This is a genomic window from Streptomyces sp. NPDC025638 (assembly GCF_055558775.1).
In genome coordinates, this window is sequence record NZ_JBVHLX010000004.1 from 71,728 (window position 1) to 93,768 (window position 22,041).

The 22,041-nt window shown below is 71.8% G+C and carries 21 protein-coding genes; 6 read left to right on the forward strand and 15 right to left on the reverse strand.

Annotated features, from left to right (window positions below; genetic code table 11):
- Positions 1-95 precede the first annotated feature (95 nt).
- The 8 genes from ACZ4EG_RS11420 to ACZ4EG_RS11455 form a co-directional block, all read right to left on the reverse strand.
- Positions 96-488 carry a VOC family protein gene (locus tag ACZ4EG_RS11420; protein ID WP_467790471.1) on the reverse strand — a complete coding sequence of 131 codons (393 nt, stop codon included), beginning with the start codon at positions 486-488 and terminating at the stop codon, positions 96-98.
- Positions 489-616: 128 nt separating this feature from the next.
- Positions 617-1,546 carry a M48 family metalloprotease gene (locus ACZ4EG_RS11425; RefSeq protein ID WP_453550308.1) on the reverse strand — a complete coding sequence of 310 codons (930 nt, stop codon included), beginning with the start codon at positions 1,544-1,546 and terminating at the stop codon, positions 617-619.
- Complete coding sequence (locus ACZ4EG_RS11430; RefSeq protein WP_453550310.1) at positions 1,543-1,935, reverse strand: BlaI/MecI/CopY family transcriptional regulator; 393 nt, start codon at positions 1,933-1,935, stop codon at positions 1,543-1,545. Before ACZ4EG_RS11430 ends, ACZ4EG_RS11425 begins: the two co-directional genes overlap by 4 nt.
- 78 nt (positions 1,936-2,013) lie before the next feature.
- On the reverse strand, positions 2,014-2,793 hold the full coding sequence (locus ACZ4EG_RS11435; protein WP_467790808.1) for an aldo/keto reductase: 780 nt from the start codon (positions 2,791-2,793) through the stop codon (positions 2,014-2,016).
- A 57-nt stretch (positions 2,794-2,850) separates the two neighbouring features.
- Positions 2,851-4,215 (reverse strand): phospholipase, encoded by a 1,365-nt coding sequence (locus ACZ4EG_RS11440; protein ID WP_467790472.1) that lies wholly within the window; start codon positions 4,213-4,215, stop codon positions 2,851-2,853.
- 120 nt (positions 4,216-4,335) lie between these two features.
- Complete coding sequence (locus tag ACZ4EG_RS11445; protein ID WP_467790473.1) at positions 4,336-5,658, reverse strand: aldehyde dehydrogenase family protein; 1,323 nt, start codon at positions 5,656-5,658, stop codon at positions 4,336-4,338.
- Positions 5,659-5,796: 138 nt separating this feature from the next.
- Entirely contained in the window at positions 5,797-6,990 is a 1,194-nt protein-coding gene (locus ACZ4EG_RS11450) for an RNA polymerase sigma factor (RefSeq protein WP_467790474.1), read from the reverse strand.
- The gene (locus ACZ4EG_RS11455) at positions 6,990-7,340 is read right to left on the reverse strand and encodes a YciI family protein (protein ID WP_467790475.1); all 351 of its coding nucleotides are present in this window, start codon (positions 7,338-7,340) and stop codon (positions 6,990-6,992) included. Before ACZ4EG_RS11455 ends, ACZ4EG_RS11450 begins: the two co-directional genes overlap by 1 nt.
- 99 nt (positions 7,341-7,439) lie before the next feature.
- On the opposite strand from ACZ4EG_RS11455, the gene ACZ4EG_RS11460 reads away from it, so the two are divergent.
- On the forward strand, positions 7,440-8,495 hold the full coding sequence (locus ACZ4EG_RS11460; protein ID WP_467790476.1) for an acyl-CoA dehydrogenase family protein: 1,056 nt from the start codon (positions 7,440-7,442) through the stop codon (positions 8,493-8,495).
- Positions 8,496-8,678: 183 nt separating this feature from the next.
- On the opposite strand, the gene ACZ4EG_RS11465 is transcribed toward ACZ4EG_RS11460, so the two are convergent.
- Entirely contained in the window at positions 8,679-8,852 is a 174-nt protein-coding gene (locus tag ACZ4EG_RS11465; protein WP_467790477.1) for a hypothetical protein, read from the reverse strand.
- A gap of 238 nt (positions 8,853-9,090) precedes the next feature.
- On the opposite strand from ACZ4EG_RS11465, the gene ACZ4EG_RS11470 reads away from it, so the two are divergent.
- Complete coding sequence (locus tag ACZ4EG_RS11470; RefSeq protein ID WP_453550327.1) at positions 9,091-9,534, forward strand: SPW repeat protein; 444 nt, start codon at positions 9,091-9,093, stop codon at positions 9,532-9,534.
- Positions 9,535-9,628: 94 nt separating this feature from the next.
- On the opposite strand, the gene ACZ4EG_RS11475 is transcribed toward ACZ4EG_RS11470, so the two are convergent.
- Positions 9,629-11,083, reverse strand: coding sequence for an APC family permease (locus tag ACZ4EG_RS11475; protein ID WP_467790478.1), 1,455 nt, complete (start codon positions 11,081-11,083; stop codon positions 9,629-9,631).
- Positions 11,084-11,219: 136 nt separating this feature from the next.
- On the opposite strand from ACZ4EG_RS11475, the gene ACZ4EG_RS11480 reads away from it, so the two are divergent.
- Positions 11,220-12,401 carry an ROK family transcriptional regulator gene (locus ACZ4EG_RS11480; protein WP_453550331.1) on the forward strand — a complete coding sequence of 394 codons (1,182 nt, stop codon included), beginning with the start codon at positions 11,220-11,222 and terminating at the stop codon, positions 12,399-12,401.
- A gap of 104 nt (positions 12,402-12,505) precedes the next feature.
- Positions 12,506-15,229: a glycoside hydrolase family 2 protein gene (locus ACZ4EG_RS11485; RefSeq protein ID WP_467790479.1), complete on the forward strand. Its 2,724-nt coding sequence runs from the start codon at positions 12,506-12,508 to the stop codon at positions 15,227-15,229.
- Positions 15,230-15,272: 43 nt separating this feature from the next.
- Here ACZ4EG_RS11485 and ACZ4EG_RS11490 read toward each other — a convergent pair whose 3' ends face one another.
- The 3 genes from ACZ4EG_RS11490 to ACZ4EG_RS11500 form a co-directional block, all read right to left on the reverse strand.
- Positions 15,273-16,724 carry a hydrolase gene (locus tag ACZ4EG_RS11490; protein ID WP_453550335.1) on the reverse strand — a complete coding sequence of 484 codons (1,452 nt, stop codon included), beginning with the start codon at positions 16,722-16,724 and terminating at the stop codon, positions 15,273-15,275.
- 439 nt (positions 16,725-17,163) lie between these two features.
- Positions 17,164-17,937 carry a GNAT family N-acetyltransferase gene (locus ACZ4EG_RS11495; RefSeq protein WP_467790480.1) on the reverse strand — a complete coding sequence of 258 codons (774 nt, stop codon included), beginning with the start codon at positions 17,935-17,937 and terminating at the stop codon, positions 17,164-17,166.
- Between the two features lie 40 nt (positions 17,938-17,977).
- Complete coding sequence (locus tag ACZ4EG_RS11500; RefSeq protein WP_453550340.1) at positions 17,978-18,364, reverse strand: MerR family transcriptional regulator; 387 nt, start codon at positions 18,362-18,364, stop codon at positions 17,978-17,980.
- 57 nt (positions 18,365-18,421) lie between these two features.
- Between ACZ4EG_RS11500 and ACZ4EG_RS11505 the strand changes: the two genes are divergently transcribed.
- Entirely contained in the window at positions 18,422-19,687 is a 1,266-nt protein-coding gene (locus ACZ4EG_RS11505; protein ID WP_467790481.1) for an MFS transporter, read from the forward strand.
- 15 nt (positions 19,688-19,702) lie between these two features.
- Positions 19,703-20,185 carry a nucleoside deaminase gene (locus ACZ4EG_RS11510; protein ID WP_467790482.1) on the forward strand — a complete coding sequence of 161 codons (483 nt, stop codon included), beginning with the start codon at positions 19,703-19,705 and terminating at the stop codon, positions 20,183-20,185.
- A 58-nt stretch (positions 20,186-20,243) separates the two neighbouring features.
- On the opposite strand, the gene ACZ4EG_RS11515 is transcribed toward ACZ4EG_RS11510, so the two are convergent.
- Together ACZ4EG_RS11515 and ACZ4EG_RS11520 are read right to left on the reverse strand one after the other, a co-directional pair.
- Positions 20,244-21,098, reverse strand: a complete 855-nt coding sequence (locus tag ACZ4EG_RS11515) for a GNAT family N-acetyltransferase (RefSeq protein ID WP_467790483.1) — start codon at positions 21,096-21,098, stop codon at positions 20,244-20,246.
- Between the two features lie 225 nt (positions 21,099-21,323).
- Complete coding sequence (locus ACZ4EG_RS11520; RefSeq protein ID WP_467790484.1) at positions 21,324-21,917, reverse strand: chaplin; 594 nt, start codon at positions 21,915-21,917, stop codon at positions 21,324-21,326.
- Between the last annotated feature and the right edge of the window lie 124 nt (positions 21,918-22,041).

Here is a 22,041-nt window from a genome sequence, read left to right on the forward strand (position 1 = left end):
GAGCGTGAGGTTCGAAGCGGCGATGGGAGCGTGTGGCGGGAGGTGCGTGCCGAGGAAGGTGCGTGCGGCGGGAGGAGCCTGCGGCGAAAGGAAGCTCAGCCGGCGGGCTGGAGCAGGTCCCAGCGGTTGCCGTACAGGTCCTGGAAGACGGCGACGCTTCCGTACGGCTCGTGGCGCGGCTCCTCCAGGAAGGTCACGCCGGCGGCGGTCATCCGGGCGTGGTCGCGGGCGAAGTCGTCGGTGTGCAGGAAGAACCCGACGCGTCCGCCGGTCTGGTCGCCGACTCGGGCCCGCTGGTCCTCCCCCTTGGCGCGGGCGAGCAGCAGTCCGGTGCCGCCCTCCTCAGCCCCCGGTTCGACGACGACCCAGCGGGAGCCGTCCGGGCGCGGCGTGTCCTCGGCGAGCCTGAATCCGAGGGCCTCGGTGTAGAAGCGGATCGCCTCGTCGTAGTCGTCGACGACGAGGGTGACCAGGGCGACGCGTCTCATCGGGACCTCTCGGTGAGGGTGGTTAGCGGGTGAGGTTATACGTAAAACGTCGCGGACGCCAGTCGCCCCGGGAGGTAGGCAGAACGGTGCCTGCTTCTCCCCCGGACAGCCGCGCGGCGGAGGCTCGCTCAGCGGCTCGCGTCGCCCTGCGCGACCTCCACCCGGTGATGGAAATCGATCATGCCGGTGGCCGAGGCGACGCAGGAGACGGCCGTGCAGGCGGCCAGGAGGACGGCGATCGAGCGGGCGGCGCGACGCGGGGCGGGCGGGGCGGCCAGCAGGGCCTGGACGCGCCGCGGGACGGGGCCGGTGGTCGCGGCGGGGGCGAAGTCCGGACGTTCCAGGGCGGCGTCGTGGCCGGCCAGGGCCGCACGGGCGATGGCACGGGCGGTCAGGCGCCGGTCGCCCACGGCGGTCGCCGCGGCCTCGTCGGCGGCGCGTTCGACGGCGAGCCGGATGGTGTCGCGGACCGGCCGCAGCGCGGGATGGCAGTGGGCGGCGAGCTCGGCCGCCGCGAGGAAGTAGTGGTGGCCGCCCTCGTTGTGCGCCCGCTCGTGCGCGAACAGCGCCTCCCGCTCGGCGGCGTCCAGGCTGCGCAGCATCGCGGTGGTGACGACGATGCGGTGCGGGCGCCCGGGCAGGGCGTAGGCGTCGGGGCGCGGCGAGTCGACCACGCACAGATCACCCGCCGCCGGTCCGCGGCCGGCCGCCGAGCGCGCCGCGCGGAAGGCACGGGTCTGGTGGAGCACCGAGCGGACGAGGGTCCAGGCGCACACGGCCAGGGCTCCCACGGAGGTCGCCGCCGCCGGGACGACGAAGACGTCGGAGGCGGTGCTCAGCGGATGCACGAGCTCACCGAGCGCGGCGAACAGCGGCAGCTTGAGCAGCCCGATGAGCACGAACGCGCCCAGCGCGGCCACCGAACAGCCCGCGAGGACCACGGCCGAGACCGTGATCAGCCACAGCGCGGCGGCGGGCACGAGCCGGTCGAGGGCCCGCCGGGCCAGGACCGGCAGGGCGCACGGCAGCAGCAGCGGCACCAGCAGCAGGACTGTCATCGCTCTCCGGGTTCGAGCAGGTCGCGCAGGACGCGCTCGTCGTCGGCGCTGAGCTGGGCGACGAAGCGGGCGAGCACCGTTTCGCGGTCGCTGTCGCGGTCGAGTTCGGTGTGCATACGGCGGGCGGTGAGGCCCTGGGCGTCCTGGACCGGGAAGTAGGCATAGCCGCGGCCCTGACGCCGCCGGTCGACGACACCCTTGTCGTGCAGGCGGGAGAGGATCGTCGTCACCGTGGTGCGCGCCAGGCCGGAGCCGAGGCTGAGCTGCACCTGGCCGGGCGTCTGGGGCGCGGCGGCGGCCCAGAGGGCGGCCATGACGCTCGCCTCGAGCTCGCCGGACGGCCGACGCTCGTCCTTCACGTCGGCCCGTTCATCCTTCGAGTCGGCCATGGGAACGTTCCTCACTCCGTCCTCGTCCACGATGCGCTAGATCGTCTACGTGATTGTAGTCGGTCCGTAGGGGTGGCATCACTGCGTGCCCGCCGCTGCCGTACGGCCCCCGCTCAGTCGCGCCGGCTCGGCCTCGGTGCGTCGCAGCGCGCCCGCGGCGACGTGATCGGCCAGGTGGTCGGGGTTGCCGGTGCCGGGGACGGCGAGCACGTGCGGGCCCTGGTGCAGGGTCCAGGCGATGCGGACCTGGGCGGGACTCGCTCCGTGCTCCCGGGCGACGACGAGCACCGCTTCGTCGTGGTTCTCCGTCGCACCGCGTGGTCCGCTGTCTCCGGCGACCGCGTAGAACGGCACGAAGGCGATGTCCCGCTCGGCGCAGCCGCGCAGCACCTCGTCGTCCACGGGGTCGGGCCGGTCGAGCGCGTACCGGTTCTGGACACACCACTGGTGAGCGGTCCGGCGGAAGTTGACGACATCCAGGTGGTCGCGCCCCAGCCGGCGCAGGTTCTCCTCGACGTGTCCGCGCAGTTGGTCGGGCCGGGCCGGGCTGGCCCACTCCCCGTGGTGGTCGCGCCAGGGGCCGACCCTGGTGACGACGACCAGGTCGTCGGGGTACGGGCCGAGCGCGCTGATGATGAGTTCGTTGGCGGAGCGCAGGGACGAGAAGTAGAAGGCGGCCGTGTCGATGTGGTTCACGCCGAGCTCGACGGCCCTGCGCAGCACGGCGATGGACCGTTCACGGTCGCTGGGCGTGCCCAGACGGAAGGCCGCGCTGCCCGTCAGCCGCATGGCGCCGGAGCCGACGCGGCTGACGGGGAGGTCACCGAGGGTCTGGGTGCCCGCGGCGTCCGCGGTGATCGTTCAGGAGGTCATCGGCGGAGTCCCGCACGGGCCCCGGGCCCCGCCGCGAGCGGTTTACGGATAGGTGTAGGTGTTCAGGGCCGCGACGGCCGACGCCGGGTCGCCGAGGTCATAGCGGTCCACGGCAAGGAAGTTGGGCTTCTTGCGGGCCGCGGGCTCGCAGAAGCGCCGGGCGCGGTCGGCGAGTTTGGTGTTGTCCGTGCCGGCGGTGGAGGCGATGGTGGCGTCACGGAAGTGGTTCATGACGAACAGCGGTCTGAAGCCCGTCTCGGTGCGGGTGAGCGGGATGTTGGTGCCCGGGTCGTACCAGCGGCTGTAGCAGGACCAGTCCGAGGAGCCCAGGCCCGATCCCATGGACCAGTAGTTCTCGACGGTCCACTCCCGCTGGTACATCACACCGAAGCTGTCCCGGGTCAGTCCCGCGGACTCGTCGGCGGAGCGGCTGTGGTCGGTGAAGATCAGCAGCCGCTGGTTCGCGGCGATCAGGTCGGCGAGCCGGGGCCAGCCGTTCTGCCGCACACCCGTCCGGTCGGGACGGTAGAGCAGGTCCGACAGGCCGCTGACGCGGGCGAGTTCGGAGCGCAGGACGCCGGGATCGACATAGTCCTCCAGGAAGATGGTGATGAACTGGTCGGGGTTGGCCTTGAGGAAGTTCACCATCCGCTGCACGTCCACCCACAGCGCGACCGGCCTGCTGACCAGCGTGCAGCTGTTGTGGCACAGGATCGCGCCGTCCGGGGTCTGGTGGATGTCCAGCATGAATCCGCGGACGCCATCGGCGAGTTGCCGGTCGATGCCGCGGGCCTGGTTGGGGAAGAAGTTCACGAACGGCGGGGCGAAGCCGCCGTCGACTCCGTTGGCGTAGGCGTTGTGCGCGGTGAGGAACGTGACCTGGTCGAGGGTGCGCCGGTCCTGCGGCGGCATGGGGCCGGTGGCGGGGGCGACCGGGGTGAGGTACCAGGCGGCGAGGGTGTCCGAGGTGCCGATGGCCAGCTGGGCGGGGTAGTTGGCGCCGGAGGGCTGGGGCGCCACGGTCAGATGGCGGTCGGTGCCCGGCTCCTTGAGCGTGTAGCGGTCGGCGTCGGCCGTGCCGATCTCCCAGGCCGCGTCGGCGCTCGCGCAGGACACGGTCCGGGCCTGGTCGCCGGAGCGGCCGAGGCAGCTGCCGGCCGTGTCGGTGCTCTCCAGGACGTACGAGGATCCGCTCGTCCGGAGATTCCACTGCTGGTGGTCCTCGTTGCCCTTGGGTCTGTGCTGTTCCACCGCTCCGCCGTTGTCCGCCGCGTCGAGGCCGGTCACGGCGCTCTGGACGTAGTAGGCGCCGGGGGCCGGGACCGCGGTGGCGGCATGGGAAGGAGGTGCCACGACCGCGGCGGCCAGCGCGGCGGTCGTGGCGAGAAGGGCGTGGGGGGTGCGCATGCGGGTGCCTTTCCTCGGAGGAGGCAGTCAGGTGCATGACACCATGCCCTGTGAAGGGGCGTCAGGAGTAGGGGTCGGGCCCGGCCGCCCGAACGGCCGGGCCCCGAAGGGCTGACGGGGTCAGCTCAGCGGCTTCTCCAGCACCGCCTTGCGGTGGCTGAACGTCTCGATCGAGTAGCGGCCGTGGTAGCTGCCCATCCCGCTCTCGCCGACACCGCCGAACGGCAGGTCGGAGACGGTGAGATGGGCGAGCGGCAGGCCGTAGCCGAGGCCGCCGGAGGAGGTCTCGGCGGCGATCCGCGCCCGCGTGCCGTCGGACTCGGTGAAGACGTACAGCGCGAGGGGCTTGTCGCGGTCGTTGATGAAGCCGATGGCCTCGTCGAGGTCGGCCACGGTGACGATCGGCAGGATCGGGCCGAAGATCTCCTCCTGCATGACCGGGGACTTCGGGTCGACGTCGGCCAGCACGGTCGGCGCGAGGTACTTGGTCCCGCGGTCGCTGCCGCCGCCGAGCACCACGCGGCCCGAGCCGAGCAGTTGGCCGAGCCGGTCGAAGTGGCGCTCGTTGACGATCCGGCCGTATTCGGCCGAGGCCGCGGGGTCCGCGCCGTACACCTCCTCGACGGCGCGCACCAGCGCGGGCTCCAGGGCCGCGGCGGTCCGAGGGTCGGTCAGGACGTAGTCCGGGGCCACGCAGGTCTGGCCGGCGTTGAGGAACTTGCCGCGCGCCAGCCGGTCCGCGACCACCTCGATGTCGGCGTCGCGGTCGACGAACACCGGTGACTTGCCGCCGAGTTCGAGGGTGACCGGGGTGAGGTGCTCGGCGGCGGCGCGCATCACGATGCGGCCGACCGTGCCGTTGCCGGTGTAGAAGATGTGGTCGAAGCGCTCGGCCAGCAGGGCGGTGGTCTCGGGCACGCCGCCCTCGACCACCGCGACCGCCTCGGTGTCGAGGTACTCGGGGATCAGCTCGGCCAGCGCGGCCGAGGTGGCCGGGGCCAGTTCGCTCGGCTTGGCCACCACCGCGTTTCCGGCCGCCAGCGCGCCGACCATCGGGGCGAGCAGGAGCTGGGCCGGGTAGTTCCAGGGGGCGATGACAAGGACGACGCCGAGGGGGTCGTACTGCGTCCAGGCCCGCGCGTCGTCGCCGAGGTGCGCCGGGACGGGTGCGGACTCGGGACGCAGCCACTGCGTGAGGTGCCCCAGGGTGTGGTCGATCTCGCGGACGGTGAAGTCGATCTCGGTGCGATAGGCCTCGGTGGAACTCTTGCCCAGGTCCGCGTGGAGCGCGGCGGCCAGTTCGGGGCCCTTCTCCGTGAGCATCTCGCGCAGGCGGTGCAGCTGACCCGTGCGCCATTCGACGGGCTTGGTACGGCCGGTACGGAAGGTGGCGCGCAGTCGGGCCACGATGTCGGCGGGCTGCTCGGGGGTGGAGTGGTTCACGATGCCTCGCTGGTGTGCTCGGGTCTTGCGGCCCGAGAGTACGGTCTCGATCGGTCAGATGTAAATGGCAACCTTTCAGTCACCGAAATACATTCCCGGGCCGTGGGCGTCAGGCGGAACCCGTGCCGCGGGAAGCGCTCAGCGCGTGAGGTCGCGCCGCCGGCGTTCGAGGTGGGCGCGTTCCGCGGGGCTCTCGGTGAGCTCGACGGCGGCTTCGTACTCCCGTACCGCCTCGGTGTGGCGGCCGAGGCGGCGCAGCAGGTCGGCGCGGACGGCGTGGAGCACGTGGTACGTGTCGAGGTCCAGCGCGTCCACCAGGTCGAGGGCGGTGTGCGGGCCCACGACCTCGGCCACCGCGACCGCCCGGTTCAGGGCGACCACCGGGCTCGGGGCGATGGCCATCAGCTGGTCGTACAGGCGCAGGACCTGCCCCCAGTCGGTGGCCGCGGCCGTCGGCGCGTCGCTGTGCACGGCGTTGATCGCGGCCTGGATCTGGTACGGGCCCGGCCGGTTGCGGCGCAGGCAGCGGCGGACGAGGTCCTGGCCCTCCGCGATCAGGTCGCGGTCCCACAGGGCACGGTCCTGCTCGGGCAGCGGCACCAGCGCACCCTGCTCGTCCTGCCGGGCGGGCCGGCGTGCCTCGATCAGCAGCATCAGCGCGAGGAGCCCGATGGCCTCGGGCTCGTCCGGCATGAGCTCGGCGAGCAGCCGGCCGAGGCGTACGGCTTCGGCGCACAGGCCGGGATCGCCGGTGTAGCCCTCGTTGAAGATCAGGTACACGACGGCCAGCACACCGTTCAGCCGGTCGGGGAGGTCGGCGTCGCGGGGCACCCGGTACGGGATGCCCGCGTCACGGATCTTCGCCTTGGCCCGCACGATGCGCTGGGCCAGGGTGGGCTCGGGCACCAGGAAGGCGCGGGCGATCTGCGCGGTGCCGAGTCCGCCGAGCAGCCGCAGGGTGAGCGCGACGCGGGCCTGGAGGGCGAGCGCGGGATAACAGCAGGTGAAGATCAGCCGGAGCCGGTCGTCGCGCACAGGGCCCTCCTCGGCCGGTGCGTCGGGCGCGTACAGCCGGGCGGCCTCGGCCTGCCGGGCGTCCCGGGAGGACTCGCGGCGCAGACGGTCGATCGCGCTGTTGCGCGCGGTGGTGATGATCCAGCCGGCCGGGCTGGCAGGCACCCCGGTGTGCGGCCACTTCCGGACGGCCGTGGTGAAGGCGTCCTGGACCGCTTCCTCGGCGAGGTCGATGTCGCCGAGGAAGCGGACGAGGACGGAGACCGCGCGCCCGTACTCGGCGCGGAAGACGGCCTCGACGTCGGTGGCGTCGGGCATCAGTGCTGGTCGACGAAGGGCCGTACCTCGATGGGGAGGGTGGTGGCCAGCGCGGCCTTCCTGCCCCACGCCAGGGCCTCGTCCAGGTCGGCGGCCCTGATCAGGCACAGGCCGCCCAGATACTCCTTGCCCTCGGCGTACGGCCCGTCGGTGATCAGCACGTCGCCGTCCTTGGGGCGCAGCACGGTGGCCGTCTCCGGGCCGTGCAGCCCGCCCGCGAACACCCAGGCTCCGGCGTCGCGCAGCTCCTGGTTGAAGGCCTCGACGTCGCGCATGATCGCGGCGAGCTCGTCGGGGGCGGGAGGCGTGCCGCCGGCCGGCTGGACCACGCTGAGCAGGTAGTGCTTCATGACGTCCTCCTTGGCGTCGTGGGGTGTCCGTCACCTCCTACACGAATGACGGTCACCCGGATCGACACCTCGCCTCACCCCTTCGGGAGAATCTTTTCCATGACCACGGCAGCACATCCACTCGTCGCCGGTGCCCGCCTGCTCGCGGACGATCTGCTCGCCCCGCGGGCCGAGCACGTCGACCGGGAGGGCGTACCGGTGAGCCACATCGAGGCGGTCAGGCGCTCCGGGCTGCTCGGTGTGAGCGCGCCGCGCGAGTACGGCGGAGCGGGCGCCCCCGACGCGGTGGCCCGGGAGATCGCGGAGATCCTGGCCGGGGCATGCTGCTCCACCTGGTTCGTGCAGACGCAGCACCACACCCCGGTGAAGCTGCTCGCGAGGTCCGAACTCCCCGTGCGGGAGCGACTGTTGCGTCCGCTGGCGACGGGCGCGCGGCTGGCCGGGATCGCCTACGCCCACGTCCGCTCCTTCCCCCGGGTTCCCGTGCGCGCCACGGCCGAGCGGGGCGGCTGGCGCTTCGACGGCACCGTGCCCTGGTACACGGGCTGGGGTCTGAACGACGTGATGCTCCTCGCCGGCGTCTCCGCGCGGGACGACGTGGTGTTCGCGTTCGCCGACGCGCGCGAGCAGCCGGGGCTGCGTCCCTCGCCGCCGATGCGGCTCGCGGCGCTGACCGCGGCCCGGACGGTGTCGCTCGAACTGGACGGCCTGTGGCTGCCCGGGGAGTCCGTGGTGCTGCGCACCCCGAGGGAGAAGTTCGCCCTGATCGACATCCCGCGCAGCACCAACACCTCCCCCGCGGTCTTCGGCGTGGCGTATGCCGCGCTGCGCGTGCTGGAGAGCGCCGCGGACGGCGCCGAGACGGCCGGGGCACTGCGGGTCCGCCTCGACGAGGTGCGGCGACAGGCGTACGCGCTGGCCGACCACCCCGTGCCGCACGAGCACATCGAGGAACGCCTTGCTCTCAAGACCCGGGCGTACGACCTCATGCGCACGGCCACCACCGCGGCGGTCGTGGCCGGCGGCGGACGCACCATGGCCCTGTCCAGCCCCGCCCAGCGGCTGGCCCGCGAGGGGATGTTCCTGCTGGTGCAGGGGCAGACGGCGAAGGTACGCAGGGCCCACCTCGACGCACTGGCCTCCCCGCGGCGCTAGGCCCTGTCGTCACGTTCCCGTCTGCCCCGCGACACCATGCACGCTCCCCCAAGCTCTTCGAGCAGGGGGGACCCCCACTCGCCGCACCGGGCCCCGACCCAAGTACATCCAGTACGAGGGCCGAGACCCGGCACGCCGAGAGCACGCTCCCGACGCCGCAGGGCCGACCTCCGGACAACACACCTAGGCGGCCTCCTCCTCACAGGTGAACACCACCACGAGGAACGCGTCGGACTTCAGGTCCATGACGACGGTCGCGGGCTCGCCCTCGGCGCGGCGCGCGGCCGCGTACTCCTCCGCCGGCCACGATCCACGCGGAGCCCCGGCGGGAAAACGCTTCAACACCTTCGCGCCCATAGCGGCGGTTCACCTCCGGCCTCGACCAGCGACGGACCCCTGCGCCGCCCCTTCCCTCCACCTGCCCCGGATCGCTGCGGACATGTCATTACGCCGGTCGGGGTCGCCGGGGTCGAAGCCACTGCCGGAACCGTCCCACCCCTACATATAAAGGCGGAATAAGCGCAGAATGTACCTACGCGGCGCTCACCGCACCGCACCAGACGCGGTCAGGCCTGCAAGTCAAAGGAGACGAGTCATGGCCAACGTCTCGCACAGAGGTGACATAACCAGCCACCCCGATGTCCACGAAATGCGGGCACGCTACGCCCGTATGCTCGGTGGCCGGGATGTGGCGCTGGTCGACGGACCGGTGTTCCTGCTCGGTCTGTACTGCGCGGCATCCCCGTGGATCCTCCACTACTCGGCGAGCCAGCCCGCACTCGCCACCCACAACCTGATCGTGGGCATCGCGATAGGCCTGCTGGCCCTCGGATTCACCTCGGCCCCGGAGCGCATGTACGGCCTGAGCTGGGCCATGTGCGCCCTGGGCATATGGATGATCATCGCGCCCTGGATCGTCGGCAGCAGCCCGGACACCGGCGTCGTGCTGAACAACATCATCATCGGCGCCCTGGCCATCGTCCTCGGGCTGATGTGCGCCGGTACGGCGGCGAAGAGCGCACCCGCTCCCATGCCGTAGCGCACCCGAGCCACGAAGAGAACACAGAGGAAAGGATAGGAATCGAGGCCGGTCCGCAGGGGCGGACCGGCCTCCGGCTGCCGAGGGCCGGCCGTCAGGTGCCGGCGGGCTCCGTGTCCTGCGCCTGCGGGGCGGCGTACTCCTCGGAGACCTCCTTCTCCCCGAACGGCCACACCTTCTCCAGCCGCGCCCAGATCAGGAACGCCACGCAGCCGAGGACGACCCAGGCCAGGGACCACTCGATGGGGTGGCGCCCCGGGGAGTTCTTGTCCGCGTAGCCGTAGATCACGCACCAGCCGACGAAGGCGACGATGCTCGGCAGGGGGTAGAGCCACATGCGGTAGGGGCGTGGCATCGTCGGCCGGCGCCTGCGCAGCACCGTCAGGGCGACGATCTGGGCCAGCGCCTGGACGAGGACCATCACCGTGGTGAGGAGCTGGATCAGGGTGGCCAGATCCGTGTGCCGGCCGATCAGGAAGCCGATCGCGGTGATCACGCCCATCGTCGCCAGGCCGAGCATCGGGAAGCGATGCTCGGGGTGCAGCTTCGCGTACGGGCGGAAGAAGACGCGGTCGCGGGCGGCGTCGTAGGGCACCCGCGAGCCGCCGAGCAGGCCGGTGAAGACCGAGGCGAACGCCGTGATCAGGATCAGGACGGTCACCGTGTCGGCGGCCCCCTTGCCCCAGGTCTTCTCCAGTACGGCCGAGGCCACCGAGGTGGAGGCGATGTCGGCGGGGTCGGTCATCCGGTGCCAGTCGATGACACCGAGCGTGCCGATCTGCAGGAGCAGATAGATCACCATGATGCCGAGGATCGAGAAGAGGATGGAGCGCGGCAGGGTACGGCCGGGGTCCTTGATCTCGGCGCCCATGTAGGCGGTCGTGTTGTAGCCGAGGTAGTCGTAGATGCCGATGGTCAGGCCCGCGGCGAAGCCGAGCCAGAAGTGGTTCGAGGTGAGGTCGAGGGCGTGCGCCGGGTAGGTGAAGGCCAGGTGGGGGCTGAAGTCGGTGGCTGCGGCGACGATCACCAGGAGCACCGAGGCGATCATCACGGTCCACATCACGGCGGTGATGCGGGCGATGTGCTCGATGCCGCGCCAGAGCAGGAGCACGACCAGGGCGATGATGCCGAGACCGATCAGATCGCCCGAGGTCCTGCCGAGGTCGGGGGCGAGATAGCCGAGGTACTGGACGAAGCCGACCACACCCGTGGACATGATCAGCGGGATGAAGAGCATCGCCGTCCAGACGAACAGGAACGGCATCAGCCGGCCCGTGCGGTACTGGAAGGCCTGGCGGAGATAGACGTAACTGCCGCCGGAGCCGGGCATCGCCGCGCCCAGCTCGGCCCAGACCAGTCCGTCGCAGAGCGCCAGCACCGCGCCCGCCACAAAACCGATCACCGCCTGGGGGCCGCCGAATGCGGCGACCATCAGCGGGATCGTCACGAACGGACCGATCCCGCACATCTGGCTCATGTTGATGGCGGTGGCCTGGAACAGGCCTACGCGACGGACGAATCCACCCGTGGGTGGCGGACTACCGGACATGGGGACTCCTGACGCGGCGGACGGAGAGGCTCGCCCGGCGGGGCTGGAGCCGATCCGGCGGGGCTGATGGCCGATAAAGTTAAGGAGCCTTACTAGATGCGTCAAGTATGCGTGAGGAATGCGTGAGAATGGTGCGATGCCCGCCAGCGACGTCATAGAGCAGCACGAACAGCCCTGGAGCCGCCGGCGGCTGCGCAGCACCAACGAGCGGCTGCTCCTCGACCGGCTGCGCGCCGTCGGTTCCGCCTCGCGCGCCCAGCTGGCACGCGAGACCGGACTGTCCAAGCCGACCGTGTCCAGCGCGCTCGCCTCGCTGGAGTCCGCCGGACTCGTCCACGAGGTCGGCACCCATGCCCCCGAGCGCGGCCGGATCGCGGTCCTGTACGCCCCCGACCCGGCCGCCGGTCACGCGCTCGGCGTGGACATCGGCCGCAGCTGGCTGCGGGTCGCGGTCGCCGACCTGGACGGCACGGTGGTGGCCCGGTCCGACGTGCGCAACCGCGCCCGCGGCTCGGGCGCCCTGGCCGACCTGGTCGTCTCCACCGCCCGCCAGGTCGTGGCCAACTCCGGCGTGGACCCGGACGAGGTGGTGCACGGTGTGGTGGGCACGCCCGGTGTGTACGACGAGAAGACGCGGCGGGTGCGGTACGCGATGCATCTGCCGGGGTGGGGCCGCGCCGGACTGCTCGACCGGCTGCGCGAGGAGCTGGGCGTACCGCTGGAGGTGCACAACGACGCCAACCTGGCGGCGCTGGGCGAGTACACGTACGGGGTCGGCGCGGGCAGCCGGCTGTTCGCGTACATCCTGATCGGCACCGGCCTCGGCATGGGGGTCGTCAGCGAGGGACGGCTGTTCACCGGGGCGCACGGGCTGGCCGGGGAGATCGGGTTCCTGCCCTGGCCGGGGCAGCAGAAGCCGGAGCGGCTGGAGGACGCGGTGTCGGGGGTGGCCGTCGTCGAGGCGGCGCGCCGGTTCGGGATGAGCGGGCAGCTGACCGCCAAGGCCGTGTTCGACGCGGCCCGGCACGGAAACACCGCCGCGGTCAGGGCGGTTCACCTGGAGGGCGAGCGGATAGCGCACACGGTGGCCGCCGCGGCGGCCGTGCTCGATCCGGATCTGGTGGTGCTCGGCGGCGGGGTGGGCCACAGCGTGGACCTGCTGCTGCGGCCGGTCCGGGACCATCTGCGCACGCTCACCCCGCTGCGCCCGAAGATCGCACCGAGCCGACTGGGTGAGGACGCGGTGCTCCTCGGCGCGGTGGCGACGGCTCTGGGGACGGCACGGGAGATGGTGTTCGAGCGCAGGTCGGCCGGGTGACGACCAATTCCCGCAGGGGCCACGGTGATTGACACGGCCCCCGCGGAGCCCTAACTTGAGGCGGGTTAGTAAAGTTTCCTAACTTTACGAGGCTGGAGACCGCCGTGTTCCCTCGCCCCGCCCCCCGACACCGCATCGCCGGAGCCGCCGTGGCCCTGGGCCTGATCGGCTCGCTGTCCACCAGTGCCTGGGCCGGGTCCCGGCATCCGGCCCCGGCGCACGGGCACACCCCGGTCACCCATGTGCCCTCCGCCGCGGGCACCGGCACCCCGCTCTCGGGCTACACGATCCAGTCGACGGCCAAGGTGAGCGACTCCGCGTCGGACGTCTCCTCCCCCGGCTACCCGGCTGCCGGCTGGTATCGGGCGGGCCCCCGCTCCACCGTCCTCGCGGCACTGCTCGCCGACGGCGTCTACGCGGACCCGTTCTACTCCACCAACCAGCAGAAGATCCCCAAGGCCGACTTCCAGGTCCCGTGGTGGTACCGCAGCGACTTCCGGGTCGCCGACACCGCCGAGCGCACCCACCTCGACTTCAGCGGGGTGATCTCGGCGGCCGACGTCTATGTCAACGGCCACCGGGTCGCCGGGGCCGCGGACGTCTCCGGCGCCTACACCCGCCACGAACTGGACGTCACCTCGCTGGTCCGTCCCGGCACGAACACGGTGGCCTTCCGGATCCAGCCGAACGTGCCCAACAAGAAGCTCACCATGGGCTGGATCGACTGGCTCCAGCCGCCGCCGGACGAGAACATGGGCATCGTCCGGGACGTCCTGGTCCGCCGGGGCGGCCCGGTGGCGCTGCGGGACGCGCATGTGACGACCCGGCTGGACGTGCCCTCGCTCGCCACGGCCGACCTGACGGTCAAGGCCCAGGCCCGCAACGACTCCGACGCGGCCGTCACGGCCGAGGTCTCCGGGAGCGTCGGCGGAACGTCGTTCACGAGGACCGTCCCGCTCGCCGCCCATGAGACGAAGACGGTCACCTTCACCCCGGCCGACTTCCCCGGCCTGCACCTCACCGAGCCGAGGGTGTGGTGGCCGGCGGCCATGGGCGGACAGCCCCTGTACGACCTCGACCTCACCGCCACCGTCTCCGGCACCCGGTCCGACACCGCGCACGAGACCTTCGGCATCCGCGACGTCCAGGCACCGCTGAACTCCGACGGCGCCCGCCAGTACCGGATCAACGGCCGCAAGCTGCTGATCAAGGGCGGCGGCTGGTCACCGGACGAGTTCCTGCGCTGGGACCGGACCTATGTCGAGGACCGGCTGAAGTACGCCCTCGACCTGGGCCTGAACACCATCCGCCTGGAAGGCCACATCGAGCCCGACGAGTTCTTCGACCTCGCCGACCGCTACGGCGTGCTCACGCTGCCCGGCTGGGAGTGCTGCGACAAGTGGGAGGGCCAGGTCAACGGGAGCGGCGAGTCCGGCGACCCGTGGACGGCCGCCGACTACCCCGTCGCCAAGGCCTCGATGGCCGCCGAGGCGGCCCGGCTGCGCGATCACCCGAGTGTCATCTCCTTCCTGATCGGCAGCGACTTCGCGCCCGACAGGACGATCGAGAAGAACTATCTGGACGCCCTGAAGGCGGCCGACTGGCCGACCCCGGTGGTCTCCGCCGCGTCCGCCAAGTCCTCGCCGCAGTCGGGTAGTTCGGGCATGAAGATGACCGGCCCCTACGACTGGATCCCGCCGAACTACTGGTACGCCAAGCGCGAGGGCGGCGCCACCGGCTTCAACTCCGAGACCAGCGCGGGACCCGACATCCCCACCCTCGACACCCTGCGCCGGATGATGACGCCCGCCGAGCTGGACACGCTCTGGAAGAACCCGGGCATGAAGCAGTACCACCGCTCCCCGTCGCCGGTCTTCGGCACGCTGAAGATCTACGACGCCGCCCTCGCCGGCCGCTACGGCTCCCCGGAGGGCCTCACCGACTACGTCCGCAAGGCGCAGCTCGCGCAGTACGAGAACGTGCGCGCCCAGTACGAGGCGTACGGACGCAATGCGACGGACTCCTCGAAGCCGTCCACCGGGGTGATCTACTGGATGTTCAACAGCGGCTGGACGTCCCTGCACTGGCAGCTGCTGGACCGTTACCTCGACCAGGGCGGCGCCTACTTCGGGGCCAAGAAGGCCAACGAGCCGCTGCACATCCAGTACTCCTACGACAACCGTTCCGTCGTCGTGGTCAACAACCGGCACGCCTCGGCCACCGGACTCACCGCGCGGGCCACGCTGTTCAACCCCGACGGCACGCAGAAGTACGACAAGACAGCCACCGGGATGACGGTGAAGGGCGACGGCGCGCACGCCGACGCGCTCACGCTGCCCGCGTCGGTGAGCGGACTGTCGACGACGTATCTGGTGCGGCTCACCCTGACCGACTCCTCCGGCAAGGAGGTGAGCCGGAACGTGTACTGGCTCTCCAGCAAGGCGGACACGCTCGACTGGGCCAACACCGACTGGTACTACACGCCGACGACGAGCTACGCCGACCTCAAGGGGCTGGCTTCGATGGCCCAGGTGCCGGTGTCGGCAACGGCCTCGACCGAGTCGGCGGACGGCACCTCGACCACCACGGTGACCGTGCGCAACACGGGGAAGGGCAGGACCCCGTCGCTGCTGACGGACATCCATCTGGTCGACGCGAAGGGGAAGCCGGTGCTGCCGGTGCGGTGGTCGGACAACCAGGTCAGCCTGTGGCCGGGCGAATCGATGACGCTGACCGCCACCTACCGGACGGCGGATCTGCACGGGTCCGAGCCACGGGTGCGGGTCTCCGGCTGGAACACGGCAGAGCGGACGGTTCCAGCGGGCTGACCCGGCGGGGCCCGGCGGGGGCGTCCCGCCGGGCCCCGGCGCGTCAGCTGACGTCGAGCGCCGTGTCGTCGAGGACGAAGGACGTCTGCAGGGTGTTGCCCTCGGTGCCGGTGAACTTGAGCGTGACGGTCTGGCCGGCGTAGCTCGCCAGACTGAAGCTGCGCTTGGTGTAGCCACTCGCCGCGTTCAGGTTCGAGTAGGTCGCAAGGGTGCTCAGGACAGTTCCGGAGCTGTTGAGGACCTGGACCTTGAGCGTGTCGTACGCCGTGCTGGTGGTGGTCTCCGCCGTGTCGATGTGCAGATAGAAGCTCAGGGCGGCGGCGGTGCAGCCGGACGGGATGGTCACCGACTGGGAGAGGGTGTCGGTGGTGGCGCTGCCGTAGCCGTCCAGCCAGGCGTAGTACGAGCCCGTGCGCGCCGACTCGCCGCTGGAGTTGGTGATGACACCGCTGCTGGCGCTCCAGGTGCTGTTGCCCGACTCGAAGCCGTTGTTGCCGAGCAGCTGGGCGGCGGTGCAGGTGCCGCCACCGCCTCCGCCCCCGCCGCTGGTGCCCGAACCGGCCAGCCAGGCGGTGGCGTTGAGGGCGAGGGCCGCGTTGGTGGCGCCGGAGTCGTTCCAGCCGTCGTACAGGGTGTTGCCGGACTGGCCGGTACCGTCGTCGATGGGTGAGCTGTCGCCCCAGAAGGCGACACGTCCGCTGCCGAAGGTGCTGGTCAGGAAGAAGGCGCCGGTGTTGCCGGAGTAACCGCTGCGGTAGACCAGGCCCTTGACGGCGGAGTTGTCGGCGGGCTTGAGCGTGGCGGTGGTGCCGTTGGCGATGAGGCTCTTGGTGACGGTGCCGAAATCGCCGTGCAGGACCGGGTCCGTGCTGTCGCTGATGGCGGCCGGGTAGCCGGAGCTGATGTTCAGCGAGTCGATGGAGAAGCCGAACGGGTCGGTCGAGTCGACGCTGTTGTTGGTCATCAGGTCGTTGAGGATCTCGACCGCGTCCTCGCCGTCGTTGTTGCGGTCGGCGCCGGTGTGGTCGGAGATCATGAACAGACCGCCGCCGTTCTTCACGAAGTTCATGATCGCCGTCTTCTCGGCGGTCGTGAACAGCGTGTTCGGCTCGGGCAGGACCAGCGTGTCGAAGTTCGACAGATCGGTGGCCGAGGAGCCGCCGTAGCTGAGGCTGGAGCCCGAAGGCAGCGTCTTCAGGCTGTAACTGCCGGTCTTCTGGAGGGCGACGCCCCAGGAGGACAACGCGCCGGTCCAGTCCGTCTCGGCGGACGGGGAGGAGTCCTGGCCGAGCGGGTCGGGCTGGCTGGTGGAGATGATCCAGTCCGCGTTGCCCGCCGTCTCGGCGTGGGCGTTGTCGAACAGGATGCGGTGCGTGGTGGCCGCTTGGGCGGGGGTGGCGGTGGTGCCGACCTGGAGGGCGGCTCCCGTGACGAGCAGCCCGAAGCCGGCCAGGGCCGTGGTGAGTCTGCGGCGGGATCTTCTGGATCCGAGCATCCGGCGAACCTCCGTGAGCGGTGGGGTAGAGGCGGTGCGGGCGCCAAGTCTGCGCGCGTAGAACCAGATTGAGGGTTCTACACGCGTCGATCGGTTGAAAGGTACATGGCATGACTGTGAGGTGAACAGAAAGTCCCGGCAATAACCGTGGCGGACCGCCTCCGAATTCCGGGGGCAGGGGGGACATTTACGAACGATCGTCGGAATCGTGGGGGCGCACGCGCACAGGCCCGCCGACGCTGCTCCCCTCGGCGTCCGGCGGGCCTGCCGCCTCGACCGGGCGCCCGGGACCGTCGACGTCGGGCGCTGAGGGAGGCGGACCCCCATGCCTAAGACTCGCGGTGCGGCCGAGCCGACGCATGGGGCCGATCGGCTCTGCGCACCGGCCCGTTCGGCCCGGCCGGTGCGCAGTCGCACCACTCCGGGGGAACGGCGTTGCTCAGGTCGTGTACACGTACGGCGTGGTCGTGCTCAGTGGAGCGAAGCCGAGGCGTTCCAGGATGGGGCGGCTCCGCGCCACCGCGTCGACCTGGAGATAGCGGTAGCCGAGGGCCGCTGCAGCATGGGCGCGATGGGCCACCAGGGCACGGTAGATGCCCCGGCCGCGCCAGGCCTCGACCGTGCCACCGCCCCACAGCCCGGCGAACCGCGTGCCGGGCACCGGCTCCAGGCGGGCCGCGCTGACCGGCTCGTCCCCCGCGAGCGCCACCACGGCGACCACCGTCTCCGGGTCGGCGGCCAGCCGGTCGAGCAGCCGGTGCCGCAGCCGTGTCCCGTCCGTGCCGAAGGCCTGCTCGTGCACGTCCACCACGAGGTCGACGCCGGCCGGGTCGGTGACGGGCAGGATGCGGATCCCGTCGGGTGGCCGCGTGTCGGCGGTCAGGGCGGCGACCTCGGCGACCATCAGGGTCTCCTCGGGCTCCGGGGTGAACCCGGCCGCGACGAGCCGTGACCCGAGGTCGTGCGGGCGGTCGTGGCCGTACAGCTTCCATTCGAAGTCGCGGCCGAGGCCGGTGAAGTAGGCGATCTGGTCGGCGATCGCCCGGTCCGCGCTCGTGGCGTCCAGGCCGGACCAGACGACGCCGTTCCAGCCGGGGGCGTCCGCGACCTGGCGCACCACGTTCCCGGTGCGTTCGATCCGGGCGCCGGGGTCGGGCCGTGCGCCCTCGCGCATGTCCCGGTCGTACAGGGCGAGCACCGAGGCGTGATCCATGGGTTCACTCCAGCATCCGGGGCGGGCCCGGGCAACGGGATTACCGGTCGGCGGTTCCCGCGGCGTCCGGACGCACCGCGGCCAGATATGCCCTGAGCCGGTCGCGGTTGCGGGCCAGGCAGTCGATGCGGGCCTGGATACGGTCGATGTGACCGGTGAGGAGGGCCGCGGTCTGCTCGGTCACGCACTCGGCGGGCGGATGGATCTGCTCCGGACCGGAGAGGTAGGGCAGGATCGCCCGGATCATCTCCGTGGTGAGGCCCGAGTCCAGCAGGCCGCGGATCTGCTGGACGTCCTGGACCGCGGACTCGCCGTAGGAGCGGTAGCCGTTGTCGGCGCGTTCGGGGTGGAGCAGGTCCTGTTCCTCGTAGTAGCGCAGCAGCCGGGTGGGGACGCCGGTGCGGCGGGACAGCTCGCCGATCCTCATGGCTCCCTCCGGGCAGCGCTTGCCTTCACACTGATGTGAGGGTCCGACCATGGTCGCATGTCCACCGTTTCCCCCATCGAGGGCACTCCCCTGCCCGGACCGCTGCCCTGGCCCGGGCTCCTGGCCCTGTCCGCGGCGGCCTTCACCGCCGTCGTGACCGAACTGCTCCCGGCCGGCCTGCTGTCGGTCATGGCACCGGCGCTCGGTGTCTCCGAGGCCCGTGTCGGCTTCCTGGTCACCGGGTACGCGGCGGCCTCCTTCCTGGCCGCGATCCCGCTCACGGCGGTCCTGCGCGGGCTGCCCCGGCGGCCGGTGCTCATGGGCACGCTGCTGGGCCTCGCCTGCGCCGACGCGCTGGTCGCCGTCTCGTCCTCGTACGCCCTCACCTTCATGGCCCGCCTGCTGGCCGGTGCCATGGGCGGCACGCTGTGGGCGATGCTCGTCGGATACGCGGCCCGGATGGTGCCCGCCGGGCGGCGCGGCCGGGCGATCGCGATCGTGCTGGCCGGGATCACCCTCGCGCTGGCGCTGGGCGTGCCCGCCGGAACCGCGCCGGCCGGGGCGCTCGGCTGGCGTACGGCGTTCGGAGCGCTGGCCGGACTCGCCGTACTGCTGGCGGTCTTCACGCGGTGGTGGGTGCCCGACTTCCCCGGCGAACCCCCGCACGCGCGCGTGCCGTTGATCCGGGTCGCCGCCCGGCCGGGGATCCGCCCGGTGCTCTCCGTGACCCTGTTCCTGCTGCTGGGGCACCAGGTGATGTACACCTATGTCGCGCCGTTCGCGGCACACATGGGCTTCGCGCACACAGGGCTGCTGCTCGCGGTGTTTGGGAGCGCCACCGTCGTCGGCATCTGGATCACCGGCGTGCTGATCGACCGGCATCTGCGCACCACCCTGCTGACCGCACTGTCGTCGCTCGCGGCCGTGCTGGTCGTGCTCGGCCTGTCGGCCGGTACGCCCGCCGTGCTCATCGGGGCCGTCGCCGTGTGGGGGGTGGCCTTCGGCGGGGCACCGACACTGATCCAGACCGCGCTCGTCGACGCCTCGGGCCCCGCCGACGCCGACGTGGCCACCTCCCTGCAGGCGACGGTGTACAACGCGGGCATCGCGGCGGGTTCCCTGGCCGGGGGCCTGGCGCTGGACGGTATGGGTCCCGGTGCCCTGCCGTGGACGGCGCTCCCGCTGGTGGCGGTGTCGCTCGCCGTGGTCACCGTGGGCCGGCGGTACGCTTTCCCGGCCGTACGCCCCTCGGGTCCGGCCGTGGAAAGCCCTGGCCGGAGTGGCCCTGCTGCCCGTACCGTGCGCCCCGGAGTCATGCGGTGAGAGGGGTTGTGCGTCATGGTGATGGACAGCGAACTGCCGTTTGCGCGTCGCTGCGTGGAGCTGGCGGCCGAGGCGCTCGCGGCGGGCGACGAGCCGTTCGGGTCGGTGCTGGTGTCCGCCGACGGCGACGTGCTCGCCGAGGACCACAACCGGGTGGCCTCCGGGGACCGTACGCGGCATCCGGAGTTCGAGCTGGCCCGCTGGGCGGCGGAGCATCTGACCCCCGCGGAGCGGGCCTCGGCGACCGTCTACACCTCCGGTGAGCACTGCCCGATGTGCGCCGCGGCGCACGCCTGGGTGGGGCTCGGGCGGATCGTGTATGTGGCGTCCTCGGAGCAACTCACCTTCTGGCTGGCGGAGTTGGCGGTTCCCGCACCGCCGGTCCGGGCGCTGCCCATCCGTGAGGTCGCGCCCGGGGTGCTCGTCGAGGGACCGGTGCCGGAACTCGTCGAGGACGTACGTGCCCTGCACCGGCGCTTCCACGGGGCGGAGACCTGACCGGCCGACGGGCCGCCCGCCCGGGAAGCGGAGCGGGGATTACGCATGACCGGGCCGGTCAGCCGAGTTCGAGTGTGGTGACGCCGAACACGCGGTCCTGGGCGTAGTCGCGCACAGGGCCCGTGTACATGCGGGCGGTCTCGAAGGAGGGGGTGAATCCGGCCGCCTCGGCCAGGGCGATGCCCGCCGCGTTCGTCTCGGGGACGTCGATGGCGACCTCGTGGCCGACGGCGTCGGCGGTGAGGGCGGCGAACAGGGCCCGGGCGTCGTCGGGGCCGTCCGCGAACAGCGGGCCGATGCGCAGGCTGTCGCGGCCGGGCCGCAGGACGCCGTAGCCGGTGAGACGTCCGCCGTCGTGGCGGACGAAGGTCCGGTGGTCGGTGCCGGTCAGCCACTCGGCCAGGAAGCGGGGCCGCTCGGCCGGGTAGCAGGCGCTGTCGTACGCGGTGATGGCCCGAAGGTCGGCCGGGCGGGCGGGACGGACATCCGCGGGAGTCTCCGCCTCCGCCGCGGTTGCGGCGAACCGGACGGTGCGGTAGGCGAGTTCGAAGCCGGACTGGCGGTAGTTGTCCTGCTGGGCCACGACGCCGTCCAGGCCGACAGTGCGGTTTCCGGCGTGCGCGAGCGCGGTCTTCCAGGTGGTGCTGCCGTGGCCGCGTCCCCGCAGGTCCGGGCGGACCAGATAGCAGCCCAGGAAGGCGTAGTCGGTGCCGTAGTTGACGACGGAGATGGCCGAGACCGGCTCACCGTCGATCCGGCCGAGGAAGAAACCCTCGGGGTCCTGGGCGAAGAAGGCTGGGCCGTCGGACAGCCCGGGATTCCACCCCTCGTCCGCCGCCCACCCGCTGATCACCGGCCAGTCCCGGAGGGTGGCCCGGGTGACGACGAGATCCTGGGGGGCCGGAGAGGTCATGGGTGCGCTCCATTCCGTAGCGGGGTGCGCGGTGGTCGGCCGCGCCCGCAGCATCCTTCCCGATCACCCGGGGACGCGTCACGCCGGGTTCGAGCCGTTGGAGGTTCAACAGCACGTACCGACAAGGCCGTTGAGGTCGGTCGCCAGACCCACGGCGGTGGCGCGGCGTCGGCCGCCGGAGGTCCCACCGATCGCGTCCGGTGGGACCTCCGGCGGCCGCCCGCGTCAGCGCTCCGGCCGCGGGCGGAACCGTCGGTACAGAGCGACGCCCGTGATGAGGAAGGCGGCGCTGCCGCCGAGGGCGGGCGCGGTCAGATCCGTACCCGTGTGGGCGAGGGCGACGGGGGTCTGCGGCCGGGCCCGGTGGGGCGGCGGCGTGCGGGGGTGGGCCCGCGGCGGGACCGGGGCCGCCGGCTGATCGGGCTGCTCGCCCGGGGTGTTCACGGACTCGTTGCCCGTCCCCGGGTTGCCCACGCCGACCACGTTCACGCTGTTGCCGCTGACGTTCACCGGCACATGGACCGGGAGCTGGATGGTGTTGCCGGAGACCACGCCCGGCGCATCCTTGCCGCCGCCGTGCGCGGTCGCACCGCCCGAGGACGTGGTCCCGGCGCCGCCCCCGCCGCCCCCGCCGCCCGCGTTGGCGCAGGTGTTGCCCGCGGCGGGGTCGAGGAGTCCCCCCACGTTCACGGTGTTCCCGCACACGTTCACCGGGACGTGCAAGGGGAGCTGGATGGTGTTGCCGGAGATCAGCCCGGGCGAGTCGGCCGCGGAGCCGTCCGCGCCGGAATCGGCGAAAGCCGGCATTGTCACAGCCATCGCGCCGGACGCGACGGCGACGGCGATCACACCGTTTCGGGCAACCCTTCTCATAGGTTCCCTGCCTTCCAGACATGGTTGCGGGCACTCACCCGCCCCCGGTTGAACGCAGACGAACCATCCG